Here is a 24,774-nt window from a genome sequence, read left to right as displayed (position 1 = left end):
CCGCTCAGTTCTTCCCAGTATGGTGGTGCCGCAGAACGCCGTACCCGACGCCGCCCGCCAGGCCCGGCGCCCACGAACCGCGGTCGCGCCGCACGGCCCGGCCCGCGAACCCGGAGCAGAGCAGCATTGAGCAGCCGCGAATCTGAGAACGCCCACCCGACGCCTCGGCGCACGGGGCCGGACGCCTACCCGTCGGGCACGCCGCCCTACGGCACACCGGGTTTCCCCGGCGGCGACCGTGCGGGTGCCGGTGCCGCCCAGGGCTCGGGGCCGGGCGAGGACGAGGGCCCGAAGACCGAGACCACGCTGACCACGCGGGTCCGGATCAACATCCCCGGCTCGCGCCCGATCCCGCCGGTGGTGGTCCGTACCAGCGTCAAGAACGACGAGGCCGCCGGCGAGGAGGACGCGGCCGACGCGGCCGCTCCCCGGCACCGTTCCGCGTCCGCCTCCTCCCCCGTGCTCGGGGTGATGGAGGGCGGTGCCCGGACGGCCACCCCGCCGAACCTGCCGCCCGAGTGGGAGATCCCGCCGGCCACCTCCGAGTCCGAGTCCACCGGAGCCTGGTTCCGGCCGCGCCAGAAGAAGGGCCCGGCCGCCGAGCCCGCCCCCGCGGCGGTCCCGGCCGGCGGCCCGGGCGCGGCGCCGACCGCGGGCGCGGCCCCGTCGGCCGCCGAGGCGCGCCCGAACGGCGCCCAGCCGAAGGGGGCCCGTCCGAACGGCGCCCAGCCCAACGGCACCCAGCCCAACGGTGCCGGCCGCCCGCAGCAGCAGGGCCCGGGCGCGTCCCGCCCGAACGGCCGCCCGGTCCCGCCCCAGGCCGCCGCCCCCGCGCCGCGCCCCGGCGGCGCCCCCGCCTCGCCGTTCGCCCCGGGCACCCCGGCCGACGAGGCCGGCGTGTACGAGGACGCCCCGGCCGACCCGTTCGGCCCCGGTGCGCCCGCGGACCCGTTCGGTCCCGGTGCCGCCGCGCCGCACCGCGGCCCGCAGGGCGCCGGCCGCCCGCAGCCGCAGGGCCCGGCCCGACCGGCCGGCGGTGCGCCCGACCGGGCGAACCCGGAGGACACCTCGGTGGACGGCTTCGAGCCGATCCGCGAGAACACCCCGCCGCCGTCCGCCATATCCGGCCTGCCGCAGAACGGCGCCGCCCCGAACGGCCACCCGCAGCCCGGCCTGTTCGCCTCGGCCCCCGCCGGCAGCGACGCCTTCGCCGCCCAGCGCCCGCCGGCCGGCGCCGAGCCGTACGGCGCCGGCGCCCCGGGCGGGCTCTTCCCCGGTGCCCCCGGCGCCCCCGGCCGCCCGGGCGAGCCCGGCGCACCGACCGACCCCTTCGGCACCGGTCCCGGCCGCCCGCAGCCCGGCCCGGACGGCGAGGCCGCCCCGGCCCCGGCTCCCGCTCCCGCCCCGGCGCCCGCCAAGGCCGAACCGGCCAAGGCCAAGCGCGGCGGCGCCGGAAAGAAGCTCGTCAAGCTCGGAACCTACGCCGTCGGCGGCGTCCTCTTCCTGGGCGCGGCCGCGTACGGCACCGGCCTGATGCTCAACCAGTCCGACATCCCCAAGGGCACCGTGGTGCTCGGCACGGACATCGGCGGCAGCAACCGCGACCAGGCGATCCACCAGCTCGACGAGAGCGTCGGCAAGGCCGGCCAGCTGCCGGTCAAGCTGAAGATCGGCGACAAGACGGTGGACCTCGACCCGGCCGTCGCCGGGCTCGGCTTCGACACCACGGCCACCGTGGACAAGCTGACCCAGCACTCGTACAACCCGGTCGACGTGATCACCTCGCTCAAGGGCGACGAGAAGGCCGTGCCGCCGGAGGTCAAGGTCGACCGGGCCAAGCTCAAGGCCGCCCTGGACGCGCTCGGCTCCGGCTCCGGCCAGAACCTCGCCGAGGGCTACGTGAAGTTCGCCGAGACCGGCGAGCCGGTCGTGGTGCCCGGCAAGGCCGGCCAGGCGGTGGACTCCGCCGCCGCCGTCGACCTGGTCGAGCAGGCCTACCGTGACCGCGCCGCCGGCAAGCCGGAGCAGCCCGTCGCGGTCACCATGAACGCCGCCCAGCCCAAGATCTCCCCGCAGGCCCTGCAGGCCGCCGCGGACAGCCTGGGCAAGTCCGCGGTCAACGGGCCCATCCACGTCCTGGCCGGCACCAAGAAGTGGGACTTCGGCCCGAAGACCGCCGCCAAGGCGCTCACCCTGGTGCCCGACGCCTCCGGCAAGCTCGTGCCCAAGTGGGACCTGGACGCGCTCAACGGCCAGCTGGGCGGTGTGTTCGACAAGGTCAAGGTGAAGAAGGGCGGCCAGACCGCCCTGATCACCCCGCAGGACGTCGCCGACGCCATCACCCCGCTGCTGGACAAGACCGGCGACAAGGACCGCACCTTCAAGTTCACCGTCGCCTGAGCCACCGCCAGCCCGGTCGGCCGAGCCGCCGACGGGGCGGCGCCGTCGAGGGCGGGCCCGGATCCGGGCCCGCCCCTCGACAACTCACCTCCCTGGTCAGCAAGATGTGACGCCGTACCATCACCCGTACCGTCCACCGCACCCGCACCAGGAGTACCGCCATGGGCCGCCGCCCCCTGCCCCGCCGCACGGCCCTGATCGCCTGCCTCGCCGCGGTCCCGCTCTCGCTGGTGCTCTGCTCCTGCGGCTCCGGCGGCCCGGACGCCGCCCAGGCCGTGCCGAGCGGTGTCGAGACGCCCAAGCTCACCGCCGTCGACATCAACGCGCACGACCGCGCCGAGCTGCGCCAGGGCGGCACCCTGAACGTCGCGATCGCCCAGTTCTCCAACCAGTGGTCGCCGATCCACGCGGACGGCAACGAGTCCTCCACGATGACCGTCACCAAGCCGCTGCTGCCGACCTTCTTCCGCTCCGACGCGGCCGGCACCCAGACCGCCAACCCGGCCTACCTGCAGGACGCCCACGCCGAGGTCGTGAACGGCCGCCAGGTCGTCACCTGGACGCTCAACCCGAAGGCGAAGTGGTCCGACGGCACGCCGATCACCTGGCGCGACATCGAGGCCAACTGGCGGGCGCTCAAGGGCACCGACCCGGCCTGGAAGGCGTCCAGCAGCACCGGGTTCGAGCTGGTCACGGCGGTCGAGCGGGGCAAGGACGACTTCCAGGCGGTGATGACCTTCGAGCGGCCGTTCTCCGAGTGGCAGTCGATGTTCAACGGCGCCGCGAACGCCCCGCTGCTGCCCGCGAGCCGGATCGCGACCCCGGAGCTGTTCAACACCTCCTACCTGGACACGATCCCGGTCACCGCCGGCCCGTTCAAGGTCGAGAAGCTGGACCCGGCGGCCCAGACCGTCACCCTGGTCGCCGACCCGGCCTGGTGGGGCGAGAAGCCGATGCTCGACCGGATCGTCTTCCGCGCCGTGCTGCCGAACGGGATGGCCGCGGCCTTCGCCAAGGGCGAGGTCGACTTCTTCGACAACGGCCCGGACGTGGCCGGCTACCAGCTGGTCAAGAACACCAAGGGCGCCGCCGTCCGCCGCGCCGGCGGGCCGGACTTCCGCCAGTTCACGCTGAACAGCAGGAGCCCGCTGCTGACCGACCCGACCGTCCGCCAGGCCGTGTTCCAGGCGATCAACCGGGACGCCATCACCCGCACCGACCTCAGCGGCCTGGACTGGCCCACCGTCACCCTCAACAACCACCTGCTGGTGTCCAACCAGAACGCCTACCGGGACAACTCGCTCGGCCTCAGCCGCTACGACCCGGCCGAGGCCGCCCGGAAGCTGGACGCGGCCGGCTGGAAGCTCGACGGCGACGTCCGCCGCAAGGACGGCAAGGACCTGAACCTGCGGATGGTCGTCCCGGCCGGCGTCACCCAGGGCCAGAGCGAGGCCGCCGCCACCACGAAGATGCTCAAGGACGTCGGGATCAAGGTCACCACCGTCACCGTCGCCGCCAACGAGTTCTTCGACAAGTACGTCAACCGGCACGACTTCGACATCGCCGCCTACTCGCTGATCGGCACGCCGTTCCCGGCCAGCGGCAGCCGGGCCAACTTCGTCCAGAACGGCGGCACCAACACCTCCCAGGCCGGCAGCCCGGCAGCCGACGCCGCCCTCGACCGGGCCGCCGCCGCGACGGACGCGGCCACCGTCTTCGAAGCCATCAACCAGGCGGACGGCGAGCTGTGGAAGGTGGCCGGCGTGCTGCCGCTCTACCAGCGCCCGCAGCTGTTCGGTGCCCGCGCCAACCTCGCCAACCTCGGGGCGCACGGCCTCTCCGACATCGTCTGGGAGAACGTCGGCTTCACCAAGTAGCGCCCGGCGCCGAACGGTCCGGTCCCCGGGGCCGGCGTGACCCCGGGGACCGGACCGCCGCGTGCTCAGGCCGTGCCGATCACGTCCCGGACCTCGGCGAAGTGGCACGCCGACTCGTGCGCCGCCGGACCGCTCAACCCGGACGGCACCGCGAGCAGCGGGACCTCGGTGCTGCACCGCTCCTGCGCCTTCCAGCAGCGGGTGCGGAACCGGCAGCCGGACGGCGGGTTGGCCGGGGACGGCAGGTCGCCGCTGAGCAGGATGCGCTCGCGCTGCTCCCGGCCGGTCGGGTCGGGCACCGGCACCGCGGAGAGCAGCGCCTGGGTGTACGGGTGGGTCGGGTGGGAGTAGATCTCGTCCTCCGTCCCGATCTCGACCATCTTGCCGAGGTACATCACGCCGACCCGGTCGGAGATGTGCCGGACGATCGAGAGGTCGTGCGCGATGAACATGTACGAGAGCTCGAACTCGCTCTGCAACTGCTCCAGCAGGTTGATCACCTGCGCCTGGACGGAGACGTCCAGGGCGGAGACCGGCTCGTCGCAGATGATCACCTCCGGCTTGAGCGCCAGCCCCCGGGCGATGCCGATGCGCTGGCGCTGACCGCCGGAGAACTGGTGCGGGTACCGGTTGATGTACTCCGGGTTCAGGCCGACGACGTCCAGCAGGTCCTGAACGGCCTTGCGGCGGTCGCCCTTCGGCGCCACCTCGGGGTGGATCTCGAACGGTTCGCCGATGATGTCGCCGACCGTCATGCGCGGGTTCAGCGAGGTGTACGGGTCCTGGAACACCATCTGGATGTTCCGGCGCACCGCCTTCAGCCCGGCGCCGGAGAGCCGGGTGATCTCCTCGCCCTTGAACAGCACCCGGCCCGAGGTGGCCCGCTCCAGGTTCATCAGCACCTTGGCCAGCGTGGACTTGCCGCAGCCCGACTCACCGACGATGCCGAGCGTCTCCCCCCTGCGCAGCTCGAAGGAGACCCCGTCCACCGCCTTCACCGCGCCGACCTGCCGCTTGAAGACGATGCCCTGGGTCAGCGGGTAGTGCTTGACCAGGTCCTCGACCGCGAGGATGGGCTCAGCCATGGAGCGTCTCCTTCCAGAAGTGGCAGGCGCTGCGACGGCCCGGCAGGTCGGCGCCCTCGGCGTCCAGCACCGGGGACAGCCGCGGGAGCTGGGTGCGGCAGCGGTCCGCCGCCCGGTCGCAGCGCGGGTTGAAGGCGCAGCCCTCGGGGATCCGCAGCAGGCTCGGCGGCAGGCCCTGGATCGCGTAGAGGTTCTGCCCCTTCTGGTCCAGCCGGGGGATCGAGTTGAGCAGGCCCTTGGTGTACGGGTGGGCCGGCCGGGCGTAGAGCTCGTGCACCGGGGCGGTCTCGACGATCCGGCCCGCGTACATCACGGCGATCTTGTCCGCGACGTCGGCGACCACGCCGAGGTCGTGGGTGATCAGGATCAGGCCCATGTTGAACTCGGCCTGCAGCTCCGCCAGCAGGTCCATCACCTGCGCCTGGACGGTCACGTCCAGCGCGGTGGTGGGCTCGTCCGCGATGATCAGGTCGGGCTCCATGGAGAGCGCCATCGCGATCATGATGCGCTGGCGCATACCGCCGGAGAACTGGTGCGGGTAGTCGCCGACGCGCTGTTTGGCCGCGGGGATGCGCACCCGCTCCATCAGCTCGATCGCCTTGGCCTGGGCGTCCCGGCGCGAGGCTCCCTGGTGCACCCGGAACATCTCGCCGAGCTGGTAGCCCACCGTGAGAACCGGGTTGAGCGAGGAGAGCGCGTCCTGGAAGATCATCGCGATCTTCCGGCCGCGGACCGCCCGCCGGGCCTTGGGGGCCATGGTGAGCAGGTCCTCGCCGCGGAAGCGGATCGCACCTGCGGTGATCTTCCCGGGCGGCATGTCGAGGATGCCCATGATCGCCTGCGCGGTCACCGACTTGCCCGAACCGGACTCGCCGAGCACCGCCAGGGTCTCACCGGCCGACACCGCGTAGCTCACGCCGTTCACGGCCTTGGCCACGCCGTCCCGGGTGTGGAACTCGATGTGCAGGTCGTCGACCTCCAGCAGCGGGGTGCCGGGCTCCAGGCTCTCCCGGCCGCCGCCGAGCAGCTCCACCGCGTCCGGGCGCGGCGCGCCGTCCCGGGACGGCTTCGCCGGCTTCGTCGTGTCACTCATCGTCCGCGGCCCTCCTATCGCAGCTTCGGATCGAGGGCGTCGCGGACCGCGTCGCCGAGCATGATGAACGCCAGCACGGTGATGCTCAGCACGATGGCCGGGAAGAGCAGCACGTGCGGGGCGGTCAGGAAGCGGGACTGCGCGTCACTGATCATCAGGCCCCAGGAGATCGCCGGGGACTGGATGCCGATCCCGAGGTACGAGAGCGCCGCCTCGGCACCGATGTAGACGCCCAGGTTGATGGTCGACACCACGATCACCGGGGCGACGGCGTTCGGCAGGATGTGCCGGGTGACGATCCGTCCGGTGCCCGCGCCGAGCGCCCGGGCGGCGACCACGTAGTCGTTGTGCTTGTTGGAGAGCACCGCCGAGCGCATCAGCCGGTAGATCTGCGGCCAGCCGAGCACGGCCATCACCGCGGAGACCGTCCAGGCGTTGCCCTTGCCCCAGGTCGACATGATCAGCATGCCGCCGAGCAGCAGCGGGATGGCGAAGAAGATCTCGGTGATCCGGGAGAGCGTGCTGTCCCAGAGCCGGCCCACCCAGCCGGCCCAGAGCCCGAGCGTGCCGCCGATGGCGACCACCAGCGAGGTGGTCAGGATGCCGACGATGATCGAGTTGCGGGCGCCCCACACCGTACGGGTGTAGATGTCGCAGCCCTGGACGTCGAAGCCGAACCAGTGGTCCGCACTGGGGCGCTTCAGCGAGTCGGCGAGGTTGCAGAAGCCGCCCTCGGTCGGGTCCCGGTCGGTGAACAGCTGCGGGGCGACGGACAGCGCCACCATGAGCACCACCAGGAAGGCGCCGATCAGGAACAGCGGGTTGCGGCGCAGGTCGTACCAGGCGTCGGTCCAGAGGCTGGCCACCCGCTCGGTGCCCGCAGTGCCGCCCTTGGCGGTGGCGGCGTCCGCGACCGCACCCGCGGCCCGGGCGGCCGGCCCGTTCCCGGCCGGCCCGCCCCCGGACGCCCCGTCCCCCGACGGTCCGGAGCCGGCCTGGCCCGGGATCCCCGCCTTCGTGTTCTCGCTCTTCGTCGGCTCACTCATAGCGGATCCTCGGGTCAAGGACGGCGTACAGCAGGTCGACCACCAGGTTGGCGAACAGGTAGACCAGCACCAGGGCGCTGACGATGCCCACCACGATGGTGCGTTCCCGCAGGTAGACGGACTGGAAGAGCTGGTGTCCGACCCCGGGGATGTTGAAGATGCCCTCGGTGATCACCGCGCCGCCCATCAGCCCGCCGAGGTCCATGCCGATGAAGGTGACGATCGGGATCAGCGCGTTCCTCAGGCCGTGCCGGATCACCACCCGGAACGGGCTGAGGCCCTTGGCGACCGCCGTCCGGACGTAGTCCGCCCGCATCACCTCGATCAGGCTGGTCCGGGTCAGCCGGGCGACGTACGCCAGTGAGGTCGCGGCCAGCACGTACGCCGGCAGCAGGTAGGAGCGGAAGCCCGCCTCCTCGTTGAAGGAGACGGTGAAGAAGTCGATGCCCCAGTCGTTCTTCAGCTTCACGCCCAGGAGCAGCTGGAGCACGAAGCCGATCACGAAGGTCGGGATGGAGATGACCATCAGGGTGGAGATCAGCACCAGGTTGTCGAGGAACCGGCCGCGCCGGAGGGCGGCCAGCACACCGGCGGCGACGCCCACCGCCATTTCGAGCGCCACCGCGGCCAGTGCGAGGTTGATGGTGTACGGGAAGGCGCGGGTCATCACGTCGACGACCTCGTTGCCCCGGTAGTCCTCGCCGAAGTCGCCCTTGAACAGTCCGACCAGGTAGTCCCAGTACTGGACGAAGAACGGGTCGTCCAGGTGGTAGCGGTCCCGCAGGACCGCGACCACGGCGGGGTCCTGCCGCTTCTCACCGGCCAGTGCCGTGATGGGGTCGCCAGGCAGCAGGAAGACCAGTGCGTAGATCAGGAACGTCGCGCCGAGGATCACAGGTATGGCCTGGATCATCCGGCGGACCACATAGCGGCCCATGCGGCCTCCTCGTGGTTCGGGGCACGCCGGCGCCGGGCGGCGCGGGGGTCACCCGCCCCGCCCGTCAGGGCGTACCGGTCAGCGGGTTCGAGGTCAGGCCAGCTCGACGTTGGCGAGGTCTATCCGGTTCTGGGCGTCGATCACCACGTTCTTCACGGCCTTGGTGTAGGCGCCGGAGGTCATGTACGTGTACACCGGGATGTACGGCAGCTCCTTGATCAGGATGTCGTCGGCCTGCTGGTAGAGCTTGATGCCCTCGGCGTCGGAGGTGGCCGCGTCGGCCTTGGCGAGCAGGGCCTCGAAGTCCTCGTTGACGTAGCCGCCGTAGTTGGACCCGTTCTCGATGGCGATCTTGGAGAAGATCGGCCGCAGGTAGTTCTCGATCGACGGGTAGTCCATCTGCCAGGCCATCCGGAACGCACCGGAGTACTTGTGCTCGCCGAGCGCGGTGAGGATCGCGCCGAACTTCTCGAACGGCTTGAAGGTGACCTCGATGCCGAGGTTGCTCTTCAGCTGGTTGCCGACGGCCTCGATCCACTCCTTGTGGCCGCCGTCCGCGTTGTAGCCGATCTCCAGCGTGTTGCCGGGCAGGCCGCCGGCCTGGGTGAAGAGCTCCTTCGCCTTCGCCGGGTTGTACTTGGCGGCGTCGCCGAGCGCGCCCTGGCGGTAGCCCGGAATGATCGGGCTGATGAAGTCGTCGGCCGGCTTGCGGGTGCCGGAGAAGATCGTCTTGGTGATCGACTCCCGGTCGATCGCCATCGAGATCGCCTTGCGGATCTCCGGCTTTCCGAACGCCGGATTCGTCGAGATCGGGAATCCGAGGAAGCCGACCCCGGATTCCGGCTTGTAGATGTAGCGGTCACCGAACTCCTGCGCGACGGTCGACATCGCCGAGATCGGCAGCTTGTTGGTGATCTGGATGTTGTCCGCGCGCAGGTCGTTGTACGCGGTGTCCAGCTTGTCGTAAATCTTGAAGGTGACGGAATCCAGCTTCGCCTTTCCGTCCGCCGCCGGGAAGTTCTCGTACCGCTTCACCTTGATCTGCTTGTTGTGCTCCCACTTGCCGTCCATCTGGAACGGCCCGTTGCCGATCGGCGCCTCCTCGAAGGCCTTCGGGTCGGTGAAGAAGGCCTTCGGCAGCGGGTAGAACGCGGTGTAGCCGAGCATGGTCTTGAACTGCGAGAACGGCGCCTTGAGGGTCACCGTGAAGGTCTTGTCGTCGACCACCTTGAGGCCCTTGAGCTCCTTGGCGGCCGGCTTCTTGTCCTTGCCCGGCGCCAGCTCGTCGGCGCCGAGGATCTTGTCGTAGAAGGGCAGGCCCTCCTGCGCGTTGTCCTGGTTGGCCCCGTAGTTCCAGGCGTCGACGAAGTTCTGCGCGACGACCTTCTCACCGTTGTGGAAGGTGTAGCCGTCCTTGAGCTTGATCGTCCAGGTGGTCGCGTCGGTGGTCTCGATCGACTGGGCGACCCGCAGCGTCGGGGCGTTGGTCTTGCGGTCGTACTCGACCAGGCCGGCGAAGAGCTGGGCGAGGACCTGCGCGCCCTCGGACTCGGCGGTGTTCTGCGGCACCAGGCCGTGCTGCGGCTCACCCGACTCGATGCTGATCGAGCCGCCCTTCTTGCCGGACCCGCTGCTCCCCTGGTCCGACGACTTCTTGTCGCCGCCGGTGCTGCAGGCGGAGATCGCCAGCGCGGTGCACGCCGCCAGCGCGGTCCAACGCATCGTCTTGGTGAGCCTCATTCAACTGCTCCTCGATTTAGGGGCTTACGAACGAACGGCAGGGCCCGCCACTCGGTGTGCCGGACATGGCGGAGGACGACATCGCAGGGCCGATCCACGCAGTTGGCGAGGTGACCGCTGATATGCGCAGAGCAACTATCGATCACCCGACCCCTTCCACGGAATCGCCGTCACATCTCTTTTCAATTACATGCTCAGACCAAGTCGTGACAATGTCCGCCAATTCCTGCATATCGCGCCCGGAGGGCTCCGCTCCGGATTCCGGATAACGGACGACAGGCATCGGTATCCGATGCTTTACGGAGCGTAATGATCAATTCCGGCGGGGAATTCCGGAGTTTCCGCAGGACAACGGCAGGGCGCGCCCTCCGGAGGGAGGGCGCGCCCTGGTTCGCCGGCTGGACCGGCGCTGTCAAACGGTTTCCGGCGGACCGGCCGCACCCCCCGGATCCGCCCCGCGCTCGGCCGCGAAGTGACAGGCCGAGTCGTGCAGCGCGAGCCCGTCCAGCCAGGCGGGCGAGGCCAGCAGCGGGACCTCCAGGGCGCACTTCTCCTGCGCCTTCCAGCAGCGGGTGCGGAACCGGCAGCCGGACGGCGGGTTGGCCGGCGACGGCACGTCCCCGGTGAGCACGATCCGGTCACGGGTCTCGCGCGCCCGCGGGTCCGGCACCGGCACCGCGGAGAGCAGCGCCTGGGTGTACGGGTGGGTCGCGTGGTCGTAGATCTCCGCGTCGCTGCCGATCTCGACCACCTTGCCCAGGTACATCACACCGACCCGGTCGGAGATGTGCCGGACGATCGAGAGGTCGTGCGCGATGAACATGTAGGAGAGGTTGAACTCCCCCTGGAGCTGCTCCAGCAGGTTGATCACCTGCGCCTGGACGGACACGTCGAGCGCGGAGACCGGCTCGTCACAGATGATCACCTCCGGCTTGAGCGCGAGACCGCGGGCGATGCCGATGCGCTGGCGCTGACCGCCGGAGAACTGGTGCGGGTAGCGGTTGATGTACTCCGGGTTCAGACCGACCACGTCCAGCAGGTCCTGGACCGCCTTGCGCCGCTCGCCCCTCGGCGCCACCTCGGGGTGGATCTCGAACGGCTCCCCGATGATGTCGCCGACCGTCATCCGCGGGTTCAGCGAGGTGTACGGGTCCTGGAACACCATCTGGATGTTCCGGCGCACCGCCTTCAGCCCGGCGCCGGAGAGCCGGGAGATCTCCTCGCCCTTGTAGCGGACCGACCCGCTGGTGGCCGGCTCCAGGTTCATCAGCACCTTGGCCAGCGTGGACTTGCCACAGCCCGACTCCCCCACGATGCCGAGCGTCTCACCCTGCATCAGGTCGAACGAGACGCCGTCCACCGCCTTGACCGCCCCGACCTGCTTCTTGAACACGACGCCCTTGGTGAGCGGGAAGTGCTTGACCAGCTCCCGCACCTCCAGGATCGGCTCGCCGCGCGGCACCGCGTGGTCGAAGGCCACCTCCTCCGGCACCGCCGCCCCCATCGCGGTCGCCCCGTCAGCGGTCATGGAGGGTCTCCTTCCAGAAGAAGCAGGCGCTGCCCCGCCCGGCCAGCTCGGTGCCGTCGTCCTCGGTCACCGGGAAGAGCTCCGGCACCTCGCTCCGGCAGATGGCCTGGGCCCGCGGGCAGCGCGGGTTGAAGGCGCAGCCCGCCGGGATCCGCAGCAGGTTGGGCGGCAGGCCCTTGATCGCGTACAGCTCCTGGCCCTTCTGGTCCAGGCGCGGGATGGAGTCCAGCAGGCCCCTGGTGTACGGGTGGGCCGGCCGGGCGTAGAGCTCGTGCACCGGGGCGGTCTCGACGATCCGGCCCGCGTACATGACGGCGATCTTGTCCGCGACGTCGGCGACCACGCCGAGGTCGTGGGTGATCAGGATCAGGCCCATGTGGTACTCGGCCTGGAGCTCGGCCAGCAGGTCCATCACCTGGGCCTGGACGGTCACGTCCAGCGCGGTGGTGGGCTCGTCCGCGATGATCAGGTCCGGCTCCAGCGCCAGGGCCATCGCGATCATGATGCGCTGGCGCATACCGCCGGAGAACTGGTGCGGGTAGTCGCCGACGCGCTGCTTGGCCGCGGGGATGCGCACCCGGTCCATCAGCTCGACGGCCTTCTCCCTGGCCTCCTTGCGCGAGGTGCCCCGGTGCGCGCGGAACATCTCGCCGAGCTGGAAGCCCACGGTGAGCACCGGGTTCAGCGAGGAGAGCGCGTCCTGGAAGATCATCGCGATCTTCTGGCCGCGGATCCTCCGCCGCTCCTCCTTGCCCATCGCCAGCATGTCCTGGCCCCGGAAGCGGATCTCGCCCTTCGGGATGCGGGCCGGCGGCATGTCGAGGATGCCCATGATCGCCTGCGCGGTCACCGACTTGCCGGAGCCGGACTCACCGAGCACCGCGAGCGTCTCCCCGGCCCGCACGCTGTAGTTGACGCCGTTGACCGCCCTGGCCACGCCGTCCCGGGTGACGAACTCGACGTGCAGGTCCCGGACGTCGAGCAGCGGCCCCTCGTAGGGCGCCTCCCGCTTCGGCTTCCCGGTGTCGACCTCTGTGGTCACGATCGCTCCCCTTCGCTCAGCGCAGCTTCGGGTCGAGGGCGTCGCGGACCGCGTCGCCCATCATGATGAAGGCCAGCACGGTGACGGAGAGCGCCGCAGCCGGGAAGAACATCACGTACGGCGCCGTCCGGATCACCTTCTGGGCCGAGGCGATGTCGATGCCCCAGGAGATGGTCGGGTCCTGCAGGCCGATGCCGAGGAAGCTCAGCGTGGCCTCGGTGGCGATGTAGCCGCCGAGCGCGATGGTGGCCACCACGATCACCGGTGCCACCGCGTTCGGCAGGATGTGCCGGACCATCAGCCGCCCCGTACCGGCGCCGAGCGCTCGTCCGGCCATCACGTAGTCGGCCTGTTTGACGGTCAGGACGGCGCCGCGCATGACCCGGGCGATCTGTGTCCAGCCGAGGACGACGAGCGCGAGGACCACGGCCCACACCGTGCGGCTGGAGAAGCCGTTCAGCAGCACCAGCGCGCCGAGCAGCAGCGGGACGCCGAAGAAGATGTCGATGATCCGGGAGAGCACCGCGTCCACGGCGCCGCCGAAGTAGCCGGCCACCATGCCGGTCAGCCCGCCGAGCAGGGTGACCCCGGCGGTGACGAAGATGCCGACGGTGATCGACGCCCGCGCGCCGTACACCACCCGGGCGTAGATGGAGCGGCCCTGGGCGTCGTAGCCGAACCAGCCGGCGCCGAAGAAGTCCGTCCAGTCCGGCCGCTTGAGGTAGTCGTGGACCAGGTCGGCCTTGCGCGGGTTGGCGTCGGTGAAGGCCCAGGGGAAGATCGACATCACGATCAGCAGCAGGATCAGCAGCGCCGAGATCAGGAAGATCGGCCGCCGCCGGAGGTCGCGCCAGGCGTCGCCCCAGAGGCTGCGCGCCTCCTCCCGCTTGGTGACGTTCTCCTCGACCAGGGTCTCCTGCTCGACCGCCATCCCCTGTTCGCCGGCGAAGTCCAGGTGGTCGACGCCCGGCTTCGGGTGTGGCTCGAAGTCGCCCTCGTCGTGCAGGTCAGGCATAGCGGATCCTCGGGTCCAGGACCGCGTAGAGCAGGTCGACGATCAGGGAGGCGACCAGGTAGACGATCACCAGGACGGTCACGATGCCGACCACGGTGGGGCCCTCCTTCTGGTTGATCGCCCGGTACAGGACGTTGCCGATGCCCTGCACGTTGAAGATGCCCTCGGTGACGATGGCGCCGCCCATCAGCGCGCCGAGGTCGGTGCCGAGGAAGGTGACCACCGGGATCAGCGAGTTGCGCAGCAGGTGCCGGCTCACGATGGTCCGCCGCGGCAGGCCCTTGGCGACCGCCGTGCGCATGTAGTCGGCCCGCAGGTTCTCGCCGATGGAGGTGCGGGTGAGCCGGGCCACGAACGCGAGCGAGAGCGAGCCGAGCACGATCGCGGGCAGGATCAGCTGGGAGATGTCGGTGGAGTCCTGCACCGTCGGCGTGACCCAGCCCAGATTGGTCGCGAAGATCGTCTGGGCGATGTACGCCAGGACGAAGACCGGGATCGAGATCACCACCAGGGTGAGGAAGAGGACCACCGTGTCCTCGACGCTGCCGCGGCGCAGGCCGGAGATCAGGCCGAGCGCCAGACCGAAGATCAGCTCGAACCCGAAGGCGAGCAGCGCGAGCCTGATCGTCACCGGGAAGGCGTCCGCCATGATGTCGGTGACCGAGCGGCCGGTGAAGCTGGTGCCGAAGTCACCCTGGAAGAGGTTCCCCATGTAGTGCAGGTACTGCTTCCAGACCGGCTGGTCGAGGTAGTACTTGTGCTTGAGGTTGGCCACCACCGCGGGGTCGGCGGCCTTCTGCCCGAACAGCGCCGAGACCGGGTCGCCCGGCAGCGCGTAGACCAACAGGAAGATCAGCAACGTGGCGCCGAAGAACACCGGGATCATCTGCAGCACCCGCCGCAGCACGTAACTGCCCATCCGAGCCTCCTTCCTAGGTGACCGATCGGCCGGCCGGCCGATGGGGCCGAGTGCCCGGGCCCCGCCCCCCGTGCGGGGAGGACGGGGCCGGCCGGGGTTGGGCCCTCCTGCCCGTGGGCGGGCCGGGTTGGGACCCGCCGGCCCGAGGGCGGGCGAGGAGTGGGCCCCTCCTGCCCGATGGCGGGCGAGGAGGGAAAGGTCAGCCCTTGACCTCGACCTGGGTCCAGGCCGGGTTCCCGAAGGAGTCGAAGGTGACGTTCTGGACGTTGGTGGAGTAGCCCGAGTTGGTGCGGTAGTACCAGAGCGGGATGGCCGGCATGCCGCTGCCCAGCACCGCCTCCGCCTGCTGGTAGCCGGTCACCGAGCCCTGGATGCTGTCCGCCTGGTCCGCCTGGGTGGACAGCTGGTCGAACTGCGGGTTGCTGTAGCCGAAGTCGTTGGACGCGGCGCCGGTGCGGTAGACGTCGGCGAGGAAGTTGGCGTTCAGCGGGTAGTCCTGCACCCAGCCGGTGCGGAACATGCCGTCGATCTGGTGCCCGGTGATCGCCGCGCGGGCGGTCTTGAAGTCGGGCTTCGGGTCGCCGACGCACTCCACGCCGGTGCTCTGCCGGATCGAGTTGCAGACCGCGTCGACCCACTCCTTGTGGCCGCCGTCGGCGTTGTAGGTGATCGTCAGCTTGTTGTTCGGGACGCCGCCGCCCTGGGCGATCAGCTGCTTCGCCTTGTCCGGGTTGAACGTGCAGAAGTCCCCGCACTGGCCCGACTTGTAGCCCTCGACGCCGTCCGCGACCCAGGCGCTGGCGGGCGCGCGCGAGCCCTGGAGCACCGTCTTGGTGATGGTGTCGCGGTCGATGGCCATCGAGATGCCCTGGCGGACCAGGGCCTTCTCCGGCGGGGCCCAGTCCGACTGGTACAGCGTGAAGCCGAGGTTCTGGATGGCGCCCTGCGGGGAGTCGATCGCGCGGTCGCCCAGGTCGCTCTTGTACGTGGCCAGCGCGGAGGGCGGCACCTGGTCGATCACGTCCAGGTTGTTGGACTGCAGGTCCGCGTAGGCGGCCTCGGCGGTGTTGTACATCTTGAAGACGACGCCGCCGTTCTTCGGCTTGTCCACGCCCTGGTAGTTCGGGAAGGTCTTGGTGACCACCTGCTGGTTGTGGTCCCAGCTGACGAACTGGTACGGGCCGTTGCCCACCGGCTTCTGCCCGTACCCGGCCGGGTCGTTGAAGAAGCCGGCCGGCAGCGGGGAGAAGGCGATGTAGCCGAGCTTGTACTCGAAGTACGAGACCTTGCCGCTCAGCTTGATGGTGAAGTGCGTGTCGTCGACGACGGTCAGCCCGGACATCTTGGTCGCGGTCGGCTGGCCGCTCTCCGGGTGGACGTCCTTGTAGCCCTCGATGTCCGAGAACCAGGAGCTGTTGATCTGGTTGTTGCTGGTCGTCGCGGCCCAGTTCCAGGCGTCCACGAAGCTGCTGCTCTGGACCGGGGTGCCGTCGTGGAAGGTCCAGCCGGACTTCAGCGTGACGTTGAAGGTCTGCGAGTCACTGGTGTCGATGCTCTCCGCGACCTGCATGCGCAGCTTGGCGTTGCTCGGGTCGTAGTCGACCAGGCCCTTGAAGAGGTTCTGGATGATGCGACCGCCACCGGTCTCGTTCGCGTTGGCCGGCTGCAGCGGGTTCTGCGGCTCACTGCTCTGGTAGCTGAAGGTCTTGTTGCTGTCCGACGAGCTGCTGCCGCCGCCGCCGCTGCTGCACCCGCTGGCCACCAGGGCCACGGATGTCGCACCGGCGAGGACCCATCGAGCGCGGGTGGCTGCGGGCATGGAGGTCCCTCCTCAAGGTGTGTGTCGCATCACACCCCATGAGAAGCGCGGCCGTGCGGCGGCGCGAGCCGGGTACCCCCGGACGGGTGCAGGTGCCTGCCCTCCCGGGTTGACGGAACGCCGGAAGGGCCCACGGCTCGAAAGCCGCGGGCCCTTCCGGGTGACGTCTCGGGATCAGACGGCGGCGGCCGTCTCCCGGACCTCGGCGAAGTGGCACGCCGACTGGTGCTTGGCCGCACCGGTCAGCACCTCGGGCACCGCGAGCAGCGGGACCTCGGTGCTGCAGCGCTCCTCCGCCTTCCAGCAGCGGGTGCGGAAGCGGCAGCCGGACGGCGGGTTGGCCGGCGAGGGGATGTCGCCGGTCAGGATGATCCGGTCGCGGCTCTCGCGCGCACCCGGGTCCGGCACCGGCACCGCGGAGAGCAGCGCCTGGGTGTACGGGTGGGTGGCGTTGTCGTAGATCTCCTCGTCGCTGCCGATCTCGACCATCTTGCCGAGGTACATCACGCCGACGCGGTCGGAGATGTGCCGGACGATGGAGAGGTCGTGCGCGATGAACATGTAGGAGAGCTCGAACTCGCTCTGCAGCTGCTCCAGCAGGTTGATCACCTGCGCCTGGACGGAGACGTCCAGGGCGGAGACCGGCTCGTCGCAGATGATGATCTCGGGCTTCAGCGCGAGACCGCGGGCGATGCCGATGCGCTGGCGCTGGCCGCCGGAGAACTGGTGCGGGTACCGGTTGATGTACTCCGGGTTCAGGCCGACGACGTCCAGCAGGTCCTGGACCGCCTTGCGGCGGTCGCCCTTCGGCGCCACCTCGGGGTGGATCTCGAACGGCTCGCCGATGATGTCGCCGACCGTCATGCGCGGGTTCAGCGAGGTGTACGGGTCCTGGAACACCATCTGGATGTTCCGGCGGACGGCCTTGAGGGCCGCGCCGGACAGCTTGGAGATGTCCTCGCCCTTGAACAGGACCTGGCCGGAGGTGGCCCGCTCCAGGTTCATCAGGACCTTGGCCAGCGTGGACTTGCCACAGCCGGACTCACCCACGATGCCGAGCGTCTCGCCCTTCATCAGGTCGAACGAGACGCCGTCGACCGCCTTGACCGCGCCGACCTGCTTCTTGAAGAGGATGCCCTGGGTCAGCGGGTAGTGCTTGACCAGGTCCTTGACCTCCAGGATGGGCTCAGCCATGGAGGGTCTCCTTCCAGAGGTGGCACGCGCTGCGGCGGCCGGTGAGCTCCTTGCCGTCCTTGTCGGTCACCTGGTGCAGCTTCGGAATCTCCGAGCGGCACAGGTCGGTGGCGACGTCACAGCGGGGGTTGAACGCGCAGCCGGCCGGGACCTTCAGCAGGTTCGGGGGCAGGCCCTTGATCGCGTACAGCTCCTGGCCCTTCTGGTCCAGGCGCGGGATGGAGCGGAGCAGGCCCTTGGTGTACGGGTGCGCGGGGTTGGAGTACAGCTCGTGCACCGGGGCGGTCTCGACGATCCGGCCCGCGTACATGACGGCGATCTTGTCCGCGACGTCGGCGACCACGCCGAGGTCGTGGGTGATCAGGATCAGGCCCATGTTGTACTCGGCCTGCAGCTCCGCCAGCAGGTCCATCACCTGGGCCTGGACGGTGACGTCCAGGGCGGTGGTGGGCTCGTCGGCGATGATCAGGTCGGGCTCCATGGAGAGCGCCATCGCGATCATGATGCGCTGGCGCATACCGCCGGAGAACTGGTGCGGGTAGTCGCCGACGCGCTGCCGCGCGGCCGGGATGCGCACCCGCTCCATCAGCTCGATGGCCTTCTCCCGCGCCTCCTTGCGGGAGGCGCCGCGGTGCACCCGGAACATCTCGCCGAGCTGGGCGCCGACGGTCATCACCGGGTTCAGCGAGGAGAGCGCGTCCTGGAAGATCATCGCGATCTTCTGGCCGCGGATCTGCCGGCGCTGCTCCTCCTTCATGGCGAGCATGTCCTCGCCGCGGAAGAGGATCTGGCCCTGGCTGATCCTGCCGGGCGGCATGTCGAGGATGCCCATGATGGTCTGGGCGGTCACCGACTTGCCGGAGCCGGACTCGCCGAGCACCGCAAGGGTCTCACCGGCGGCCACGGAGTAGTTGACGCCGTTCACGGCCTTCGCGACGCCGTCCCGGGTGTGGAACTCCACGTGGAGGTCGCGGACCTCCAGCAGCGGGGTGCCAACCTCAAGGCGGCCGCTCTTCTGGTTCTTCTCGATCACGGTGGTCATCGGGTCGTCACCTCTTCTCTCAGCGGAGCTTCGGGTCGAGGGCGTCGCGGACCGCGTCGCCGAGCATGATGAAGGCCAGCACGGTGACGCTCAGCGCGGCCGACGGGAAGAGCAGCACGTGCGGCGCGTTCAGGAAGCGGACCGACGCGTCGCTGATCATCAGGCCCCAGGAGATCTGCGGCGGCTGCACACCGATGCCGAGGTACGACAGGGCGGCCTCGGCGCCGATGTAGACACCCAGGGAGATCGCGGCCACGACGATGACCGGCGCGATGGCGTTCGGCAGGATGTGCCGGAAGGTGATCCGGCCGCTGCCGGCGCCGAGCGCACGGGCCGCCATCACGTAGTCGTTGTTCTTGTTGGCCAGCACGGAGGCACGCATGATGCGGAAGATCTGCGGCCAGCCGAGAACGGCCATGACGACCGACACGGAGACGGCGTTGCCCTCGCCCCACATCGACATGATCAGCATGCCGCCGAGGAGCAGCGGGATCGAGAAGAAGATCTCGGTGAAGCGGGACAGGATCGAGTCGATGATCCCGCCCTTCCAGCCGGCCAGCAGGCCGAGCAGGGAGCCGACCACGGTGACCATCACGGTGGTCAGGATGCCGACGATGATCGAGTTGCGGGCACCCCACACCGTACGGGTGTAGATGTCGCAGCCCTGGACGTCGTAGCCGAACCAGTGCTCGGCGTCCGGCCGCTTCAGCGAGTTGGCCAGGTCGCAGGCGCCGCCGTCGAACGGGCTGCCGTCGGTGAACCACTGCGGCACGATCGACAGGACCACCAGGAAGGTGACCAGCACGGCACCGATGACGAAGATCGGGTTGCGGCGCAGGTCGTACAGCGCGTCCGACCAGAGGCTCGCGACGCGCTCGGGCTTCTGCTTCTTCTCCGGAGCGGCCTTCGGGGTGTTGTCCTCGGGCTGGGCCTCGGGGCCCTTGGTGATGGTGTCACTCATAGCGGATCCTCGGGTCGAGCACGGCGTACAGCAGGTCCACGAGCAGGGTGGTGACCAGGTAGATCATCACGAGCAGCGTGACGACGCCGACGATGACCGTGCCCTGCTTCTGGTACACGGACTGGGCGAGCAGACCGCCGATGCCGTGCATGTTGAAGATCCTCTCGGTGATCACCGCGCCACCCATCAGGCCACCGAGGTCGGCGCCGAGGAAGGTGACGATCGGGATCAGCGCGTTGCGCAGCGCGTGACGGCCGATCACCCGACGGCGCTTCAGACCCTTGGCGACCGCGGTGCGGACGTAGTCCGCGCGCATGGTCTCCATCAGGCTGGTGCGGGTCAGGCGGGCGACGTACGCCAGCGACATCGAGGCCAGCACGAAGGCCGGCAGCAGGTACGCACGGATGCCGTCGTCCTCGTTGAACGAGACCGAGAAGAAGTCGAAACCGTAGTCGTTCTTCAGCTTGACGCCGAGCAGCAGCTGGAGCATGAAGCCGGTGACGAACACCGGGATCGAGATCACCAGCAGCGTGCTGATGAGGACCAGCTGGTCCAGGAACTTGCCCTTGCGCAGGGCCGCCATGACACCGGCCGCGACACCGATGATCGCCTCGATGACGAAGGCCACCAGGGCGAGGTTCACGGTGTACGGGAAGGCGTCGCCGATCATTTCGCTCACCGAGCGACCGGTCAGGCTCTCACCCAGGTCACCCTGGAAGACGCCCGAGATGTAGTTCCAGTACTGAACGATGAACGGGTCGTTCAGGTGGTACTTCTGGCGGATCATGTCCGCCACGATCGGGTCGGCTCGCTTCTCGCCGGCCAGCGCCTGCACCGGGTCACCCGGCAGGTAGTGGACCAGGGCGTAGATCAGCAACGTCGCACCGATGAGGACAGGGATCGCCTGTATCAGTCGGCGGATCACATAGCGGCCCATCAGACCTCCATACTTTCGGACAAGGAAGGGAGGCGGGAGGACACGGACTGTAGTCCGGTCCGCCCGCCCCCGTTCGTCTGACTACCAGATCAGCCGGCGAGCTCGACCTGAGCCAGGTTCATGCGACCCTGGGCATCGGTGTCGAAGTTCTTGATCTTCTTGCTGTACGCCGCGGAGGACATGTAGGTGTACACCGGGATGTACGGCAGGTCCTGGACCAGGACGTCGTCAGCCTGCTGGTAGAGCTTCAGGGCCTCGTCGTCGGTCTTGGCCTGGTCGGCCTGGTCGAGCAGGGTCTCGAACTTCTCGTTGACGTAGCCACCGTAGTTGGAGCCGTTGTCGATGGCGATCTTGGAGAAGATCGGACGCAGGTAGTCCTCGATCGACGGGTAGTCCATCGACCAGGCCATGCGGAAGGCGCCCGAGTACTGCTTGTCGCCCAGCGCGTCCAGGATCTTGCCGAACTTCTCGAACGGCTTGAAGGTGACCTCGACGCCGAGGTTCTTCTTCAGCTGGTTACCGACGGCCTCGATCCACTCCTTGTGGCCACCGTCGGCGTTGTAGCCCAGCTCGATGGTGTTGTTCGGAACACCGCCGGCCGTGGTGAAGAGCTCCTTGGCCTTGGCCGGGTCGTACTTGGCCGCGTCGCCCATGGCGCCCTTGCGGTAGCCCGGGATCAGCGGGTTGACGAAGTCGTCGGCCGGGACGCGGGTGCCCGAGAAGATGGTCTTGGTGATCGCCTCGCGGTCGATCGCCATCGAGATCGCCTTGCGGATCTCCGGCTTGCCGTAGGCGGCCGGGTTGGTGGCGATCGGGAAGCCGATGTAGCCGACGCCGGACTCCGGCTTGTAGATGTAGCGGTCACCGAACTCGGCCTTGACGCCCGCCATCGCCGAGATCGGGAGCTTGTCGGTGGCCTGGATGTTGTCGGCGCGCAGGTCGTTGTACGCGGTGTCCAGGTTGTCGTAGATCTTGAAGGTGACGCCCTGGAGCTTCGCCTTGCCGTCCGAGGCCGGGAAGTTCTCGTAGCGCTTGACCTTGATCTGCTTGTTGTGCTCCCAGGAGCCGTCCATCTCGAACGGGCCGTTGCCGATCGGCTTGTCGCCGAAGGCCTTCGGGTCGGCGAAGAACGCCTGCGGCAGCGGGTAGAACGGGTTGTACCCGAGCATGGTCTTGAACTGCGAGAACGGCGCGGCGAGGGTGACGGTGAAGGTCTTGTCGTCGACGACCTTCAGGCCCTTGAGCTCCTTGGCGGTGGGCTTCTTGTCCTTGCCCGGGGCCAGCTCCTCGGAGCCCTCGATCTTCGCGTAGAACGGCAGGCCCTCGGCGGCGTTGTCCTGGTTGGCGCCCCAGTTCCACGCGTCCACGAAGGACTTGGCGGTGACCTTCTCGCCGTTGTGGAAGGTGTAGCCGTCCTTGATCTTGATCGTCCAGACCTTGCTGTCCGTGGTCTCGATCGACTCGGCCACGCGCAGCTTCGGGGCGTTGGTCTTGAAGTCGTAGTCGACCAGGCCGGCGAAGAGGGCGTTCTCGACCTCGGTGCCCTCGGACTCCGCGGTGTTCTGCGGAACCAGACCGTGCTGCGGCTCACCCAGCTGGACGGCGATGGTGCCGCCGCCGGAGGAAGCCTTGTCGTTGCTCTTCGAGCTGGTGCTGCAAGCGGTCGCCGCGAGGGCGATCGCGGTCGCCGCGACGAGCCACTTGGTCTGGGTTGCACCGCGCATGGGGGATGCCTCCTGAAATCGACTTTTCAACGAGGAGAGCACCTCGGGCGGCTGACGCCGCTTCCGTTGTGCCGTCCGCGCTCGTGGTTTCGGCGCGCACCCCTGCGCGTTAACCCTTGACCCGAGCCTGACTGCACCCACTATCCGTCACGCACGGACACGAAAGTGAACACTGGCGATCTCAATTAGGTCACATGAACGGTCGGTAAGTTTCGAAAATCGGACATATAAGACATACCCAGACAGGTACCAAACGGACAGTCGTCATGGATGACGGACTGCCGTGTTCGCTCAGCGGACACCCCGCCGCGGTTAGCGCTATTCCGTTTATACGCGCGTCGACAACTTGGAGTAGTTGAAAAAGATCGCCCCCCTTCCCATTGGAAAGGGGGGCGATCGTTTCAGGCCAAAGGACCTCTGAGGGGGGAGATCACGCCTTCTTCGCGCGCGAGGCGGTACGGCCGCGGTCCTTCTGGTCGAGGACGACCTTACGGATGCGAACAGTCTCCGGGGTCACCTCGATGCACTCGTCCTCGCGGCAGAACTCCAGCGACTGCTCCAGCGAGAGCTTGCGCGGGGGAACGATCGACTCGGCCACGTCGGCGTTCGAGGACCGCATGTTGGTGAGCTTCTTCTCCTTGGTGATGTTCACGTCCATGTCGTCGGAGCGCGAGTTCTCGCCGACGATCATGCCCTCGTACACCTCGGTGCCCGGCTCGCAGAAGAGCACGCCGCGCTCCTGCAGGTTGGTCATCGCGAAGGCGGTGACGACGCCGGCCCGGTCGGCGACCAGCGAACCGTTGTTGCGCGTGGTCAGGGTGCCGAACCACGGCTCGTGGCCCTCGTGGATCGAGTGCGCGATGCCGGTGCCGCGGGTGCTGGTGAGGAACTCGGTGCGGAAGCCGATCAGGCCGCGGGACGGGACGACGAACTCCATCCGGACCCAGCCCGAGCCGTGGTTGGACATGTTGTCCATCCGGCCCTTGCGGACACCCATCAGCTGGGTGACGGCGCCCATGTGCTCCTCGGGGACGTCCACGGTCAGACGCTCCACGGGCTCGTGGGTCTTGCCGTTGACCTCCTTGGTGACCACCTGCGGCTTGCCGACGGTCAGCTCGAAGCCCTCGCGGCGCATGGTCTCGATGAGGATGGCCAGCGCCAGCTCACCGCGGCCCTGCACCTCCCAGGCGTCCGGGCGCTCGGTGTCCAGGACGCGCAGCGAGACGTTACCGATCAGCTCGCGGTCCAGGCGGTCCTTCACCTGGCGGGCGGTGACCTTGCGGTCGACCCTGGCGCCGGACTTGGCGTCCGCGCCCTTGCCGCTGCCGCCCCGGCCGACCAGCGGCGAGGTGTTGGTGCCGATGGTCATCGAGATGGCCGGCTCGTCCACCGTGATCAGCGGCAGCGCGATCGGGTTCTCCGGGTCGGCCAGGGTCTCGCCGATCATGATCTCGGAGATGCCGGCGACGGCGCAGATGTCACCGGGGCCCGCCACCTCGGCCGGCTTGCGGGTGAGCGCCTCGGTCATCAGCAGCTCGGAGATGCGGACGTTGGAGATGGTGCCGTCACGCTTGATCCAGGCCACGGTCTGGCCCTTGCGCAGCTCGCCCTGCTCGACGCGGAGCAGCGCGATGCGGCCGAGGAAGTTGTCGGCGTCGAGGTTGGTGACGTGGGCCTGGAGCGGCGCGTCCTCCTCGAACGTCGGGGCCGGGACGTGCTCCAGGATGGTGGAGAAGAACGGCTCCAGGCTGGTGCTGTCGGCCGGGACGGTGCCGTTCTCCGGCTTGGTCAGCGAGGCGACGCCGTCACGGGCGCAGGCGTAGACGATCGGGAACTCGATCTGGTCCTCGTCCGCGTCCAGGTCCAGGAAGAGGTCGTAGGTCTCGTTGATGACCTCGTCGATCCGGGCGTCCGGGCGGTCCGTCTTGTTGATGCAGAGGATGACGGGCAGACGGGCGGTGAGCGCCTTGCGGAGCACGAAGCGGGTCTGCGGCAGCGGGCCCTCGGAGGCGTCGACCAGCAGGACGACCGCGTCCACCATCGACAGACCGCGCTCGACCTCGCCGCCGAAGTCGGCGTGGCCCGGGGTGTCGATGATGTTGATGGTGATCGGCGCGCCGCCGTCCTTGGGGTGGTACTTGACCGCGGTGTTCTTCGCGAGAATGGTGATGCCCTTCTCGCGCTCCAGGTCGTTCGAGTCCATCATGCGGTCGTCGAGCTGCTGGTGGGCGGCGAAGGCGCCGGCCTGCTTCAGCATGGCGTCGACCAGGGTGGTCTTGCCGTGGTCGACGTGGGCGACGATGGCGACGTTACGGATGTCGTTGCGCGTGGGCATGCCTAGCGGATTCTCCCGGAATCGTGGGTTTCGGCGCCCGGCCCGCGAGACGCCGACCGGCGATCCCTGTTGATCGCCGC

18 protein-coding genes are annotated in these 24,774 nt (G+C 69.0%); 2 read left to right on the top strand and 16 right to left on the bottom strand.

All coding sequences use genetic code 11. From position 1 onward, the window contains the following. Positions 1 to 126 precede the first annotated feature (126 nt). Together RMN57_RS23945 and RMN57_RS23940 are read left to right on the top strand one after the other, a co-directional pair. Positions 127 to 2,400: a peptidoglycan binding domain-containing protein gene (locus tag RMN57_RS23945; RefSeq protein WP_313765387.1), complete on the top strand. Its 2,274-nt coding sequence runs from the start codon at positions 127 to 129 to the stop codon at positions 2,398 to 2,400. 161 nt (positions 2,401 to 2,561) lie between these two features. Next, on the top strand, positions 2,562 to 4,277 hold the full coding sequence (locus tag RMN57_RS23940) for an ABC transporter family substrate-binding protein (protein ID WP_313765386.1): 1,716 nt from the start codon (positions 2,562 to 2,564) through the stop codon (positions 4,275 to 4,277). 65 nt (positions 4,278 to 4,342) lie between these two features. Here the strand turns inward: RMN57_RS23940 and RMN57_RS23935 are convergent, their stop codons facing one another. The 16 genes from RMN57_RS23935 to typA form a co-directional block, all read right to left on the bottom strand. Continuing rightward, complete coding sequence (locus RMN57_RS23935; protein WP_313765385.1) at positions 4,343 to 5,362, bottom strand: dipeptide ABC transporter ATP-binding protein; 1,020 nt, start codon at positions 5,360 to 5,362, stop codon at positions 4,343 to 4,345. Further along, entirely contained in the window at positions 5,355 to 6,455 is a 1,101-nt protein-coding gene (locus tag RMN57_RS23930; protein ID WP_313765384.1) for an ABC transporter ATP-binding protein, read from the bottom strand. Before RMN57_RS23930 ends, RMN57_RS23935 begins: the two co-directional genes overlap by 8 nt. 14 nt (positions 6,456 to 6,469) lie before the next feature. Beyond that, on the bottom strand, positions 6,470 to 7,501 hold the full coding sequence (locus tag RMN57_RS23925) for an ABC transporter permease (protein ID WP_313765383.1): 1,032 nt from the start codon (positions 7,499 to 7,501) through the stop codon (positions 6,470 to 6,472). After that, positions 7,494 to 8,438 (bottom strand): ABC transporter permease, encoded by a 945-nt coding sequence (locus tag RMN57_RS23920; RefSeq protein WP_313765382.1) that lies wholly within the window; start codon positions 8,436 to 8,438, stop codon positions 7,494 to 7,496. The genes RMN57_RS23925 and RMN57_RS23920 overlap by 8 nt, the downstream gene beginning before the upstream one ends. A gap of 93 nt (positions 8,439 to 8,531) precedes the next feature. Then, complete coding sequence (locus tag RMN57_RS23915) at positions 8,532 to 10,178, bottom strand: ABC transporter substrate-binding protein (protein WP_313765381.1); 1,647 nt, start codon at positions 10,176 to 10,178, stop codon at positions 8,532 to 8,534. A 412-nt stretch (positions 10,179 to 10,590) separates the two neighbouring features. Further along, on the bottom strand, positions 10,591 to 11,682 hold the full coding sequence (locus RMN57_RS23910; protein ID WP_313767939.1) for a dipeptide ABC transporter ATP-binding protein: 1,092 nt from the start codon (positions 11,680 to 11,682) through the stop codon (positions 10,591 to 10,593). A 13-nt stretch (positions 11,683 to 11,695) separates the two neighbouring features. Next, positions 11,696 to 12,748, bottom strand: coding sequence for an ABC transporter ATP-binding protein (locus RMN57_RS23905; protein WP_313765380.1), 1,053 nt, complete (start codon positions 12,746 to 12,748; stop codon positions 11,696 to 11,698). Positions 12,749 to 12,764: 16 nt separating this feature from the next. Beyond that, entirely contained in the window at positions 12,765 to 13,679 is a 915-nt protein-coding gene (locus RMN57_RS23900) for an ABC transporter permease (RefSeq protein WP_313767938.1), read from the bottom strand. 76 nt (positions 13,680 to 13,755) lie between these two features. Then, positions 13,756 to 14,682 carry an ABC transporter permease gene (locus RMN57_RS23895; protein ID WP_313765379.1) on the bottom strand — a complete coding sequence of 309 codons (927 nt, stop codon included), beginning with the start codon at positions 14,680 to 14,682 and terminating at the stop codon, positions 13,756 to 13,758. Between the two features lie 199 nt (positions 14,683 to 14,881). Further along, positions 14,882 to 16,501, bottom strand: coding sequence for an ABC transporter substrate-binding protein (locus RMN57_RS23890; RefSeq protein ID WP_313765378.1), 1,620 nt, complete (start codon positions 16,499 to 16,501; stop codon positions 14,882 to 14,884). Positions 16,502 to 16,675: 174 nt separating this feature from the next. After that, positions 16,676 to 17,695: a dipeptide ABC transporter ATP-binding protein gene (locus RMN57_RS23885; protein ID WP_313765377.1), complete on the bottom strand. Its 1,020-nt coding sequence runs from the start codon at positions 17,693 to 17,695 to the stop codon at positions 16,676 to 16,678. After that, positions 17,688 to 18,737, bottom strand: coding sequence for an ABC transporter ATP-binding protein (locus RMN57_RS23880; RefSeq protein WP_313765376.1), 1,050 nt, complete (start codon positions 18,735 to 18,737; stop codon positions 17,688 to 17,690). Before RMN57_RS23880 ends, RMN57_RS23885 begins: the two co-directional genes overlap by 8 nt. A 19-nt stretch (positions 18,738 to 18,756) precedes the next feature. Continuing rightward, on the bottom strand, positions 18,757 to 19,698 hold the full coding sequence (locus RMN57_RS23875) for an ABC transporter permease (protein WP_313765375.1): 942 nt from the start codon (positions 19,696 to 19,698) through the stop codon (positions 18,757 to 18,759). Continuing rightward, a complete protein-coding gene (locus RMN57_RS23870; protein ID WP_313765374.1) occupies positions 19,691 to 20,635 on the bottom strand; it encodes an ABC transporter permease in 945 nt (314 codons plus the stop codon). The genes RMN57_RS23875 and RMN57_RS23870 overlap by 8 nt, the downstream gene beginning before the upstream one ends. Before the next feature lie 89 nt (positions 20,636 to 20,724). Continuing rightward, positions 20,725 to 22,359 (bottom strand): ABC transporter substrate-binding protein, encoded by a 1,635-nt coding sequence (locus tag RMN57_RS23865; protein ID WP_313765373.1) that lies wholly within the window; start codon positions 22,357 to 22,359, stop codon positions 20,725 to 20,727. Between the two features lie 430 nt (positions 22,360 to 22,789). Next, the gene (gene typA / locus RMN57_RS23860; protein ID WP_313765372.1) at positions 22,790 to 24,694 is read right to left on the bottom strand and encodes a translational GTPase TypA; all 1,905 of its coding nucleotides are present in this window, start codon (positions 24,692 to 24,694) and stop codon (positions 22,790 to 22,792) included. Positions 24,695 to 24,774 lie beyond the last annotated feature (80 nt).

This window comes from Kitasatospora sp. CM 4170 (assembly GCF_032110285.1).
GTDB lineage: Bacteria > Actinomycetota > Actinomycetes > Streptomycetales > Streptomycetaceae > Kitasatospora > Kitasatospora aburaviensis.
The sequence above is the reverse complement of the archived record's forward strand: the minus strand, read 5'-3'. Positions and strand labels throughout refer to the sequence as shown.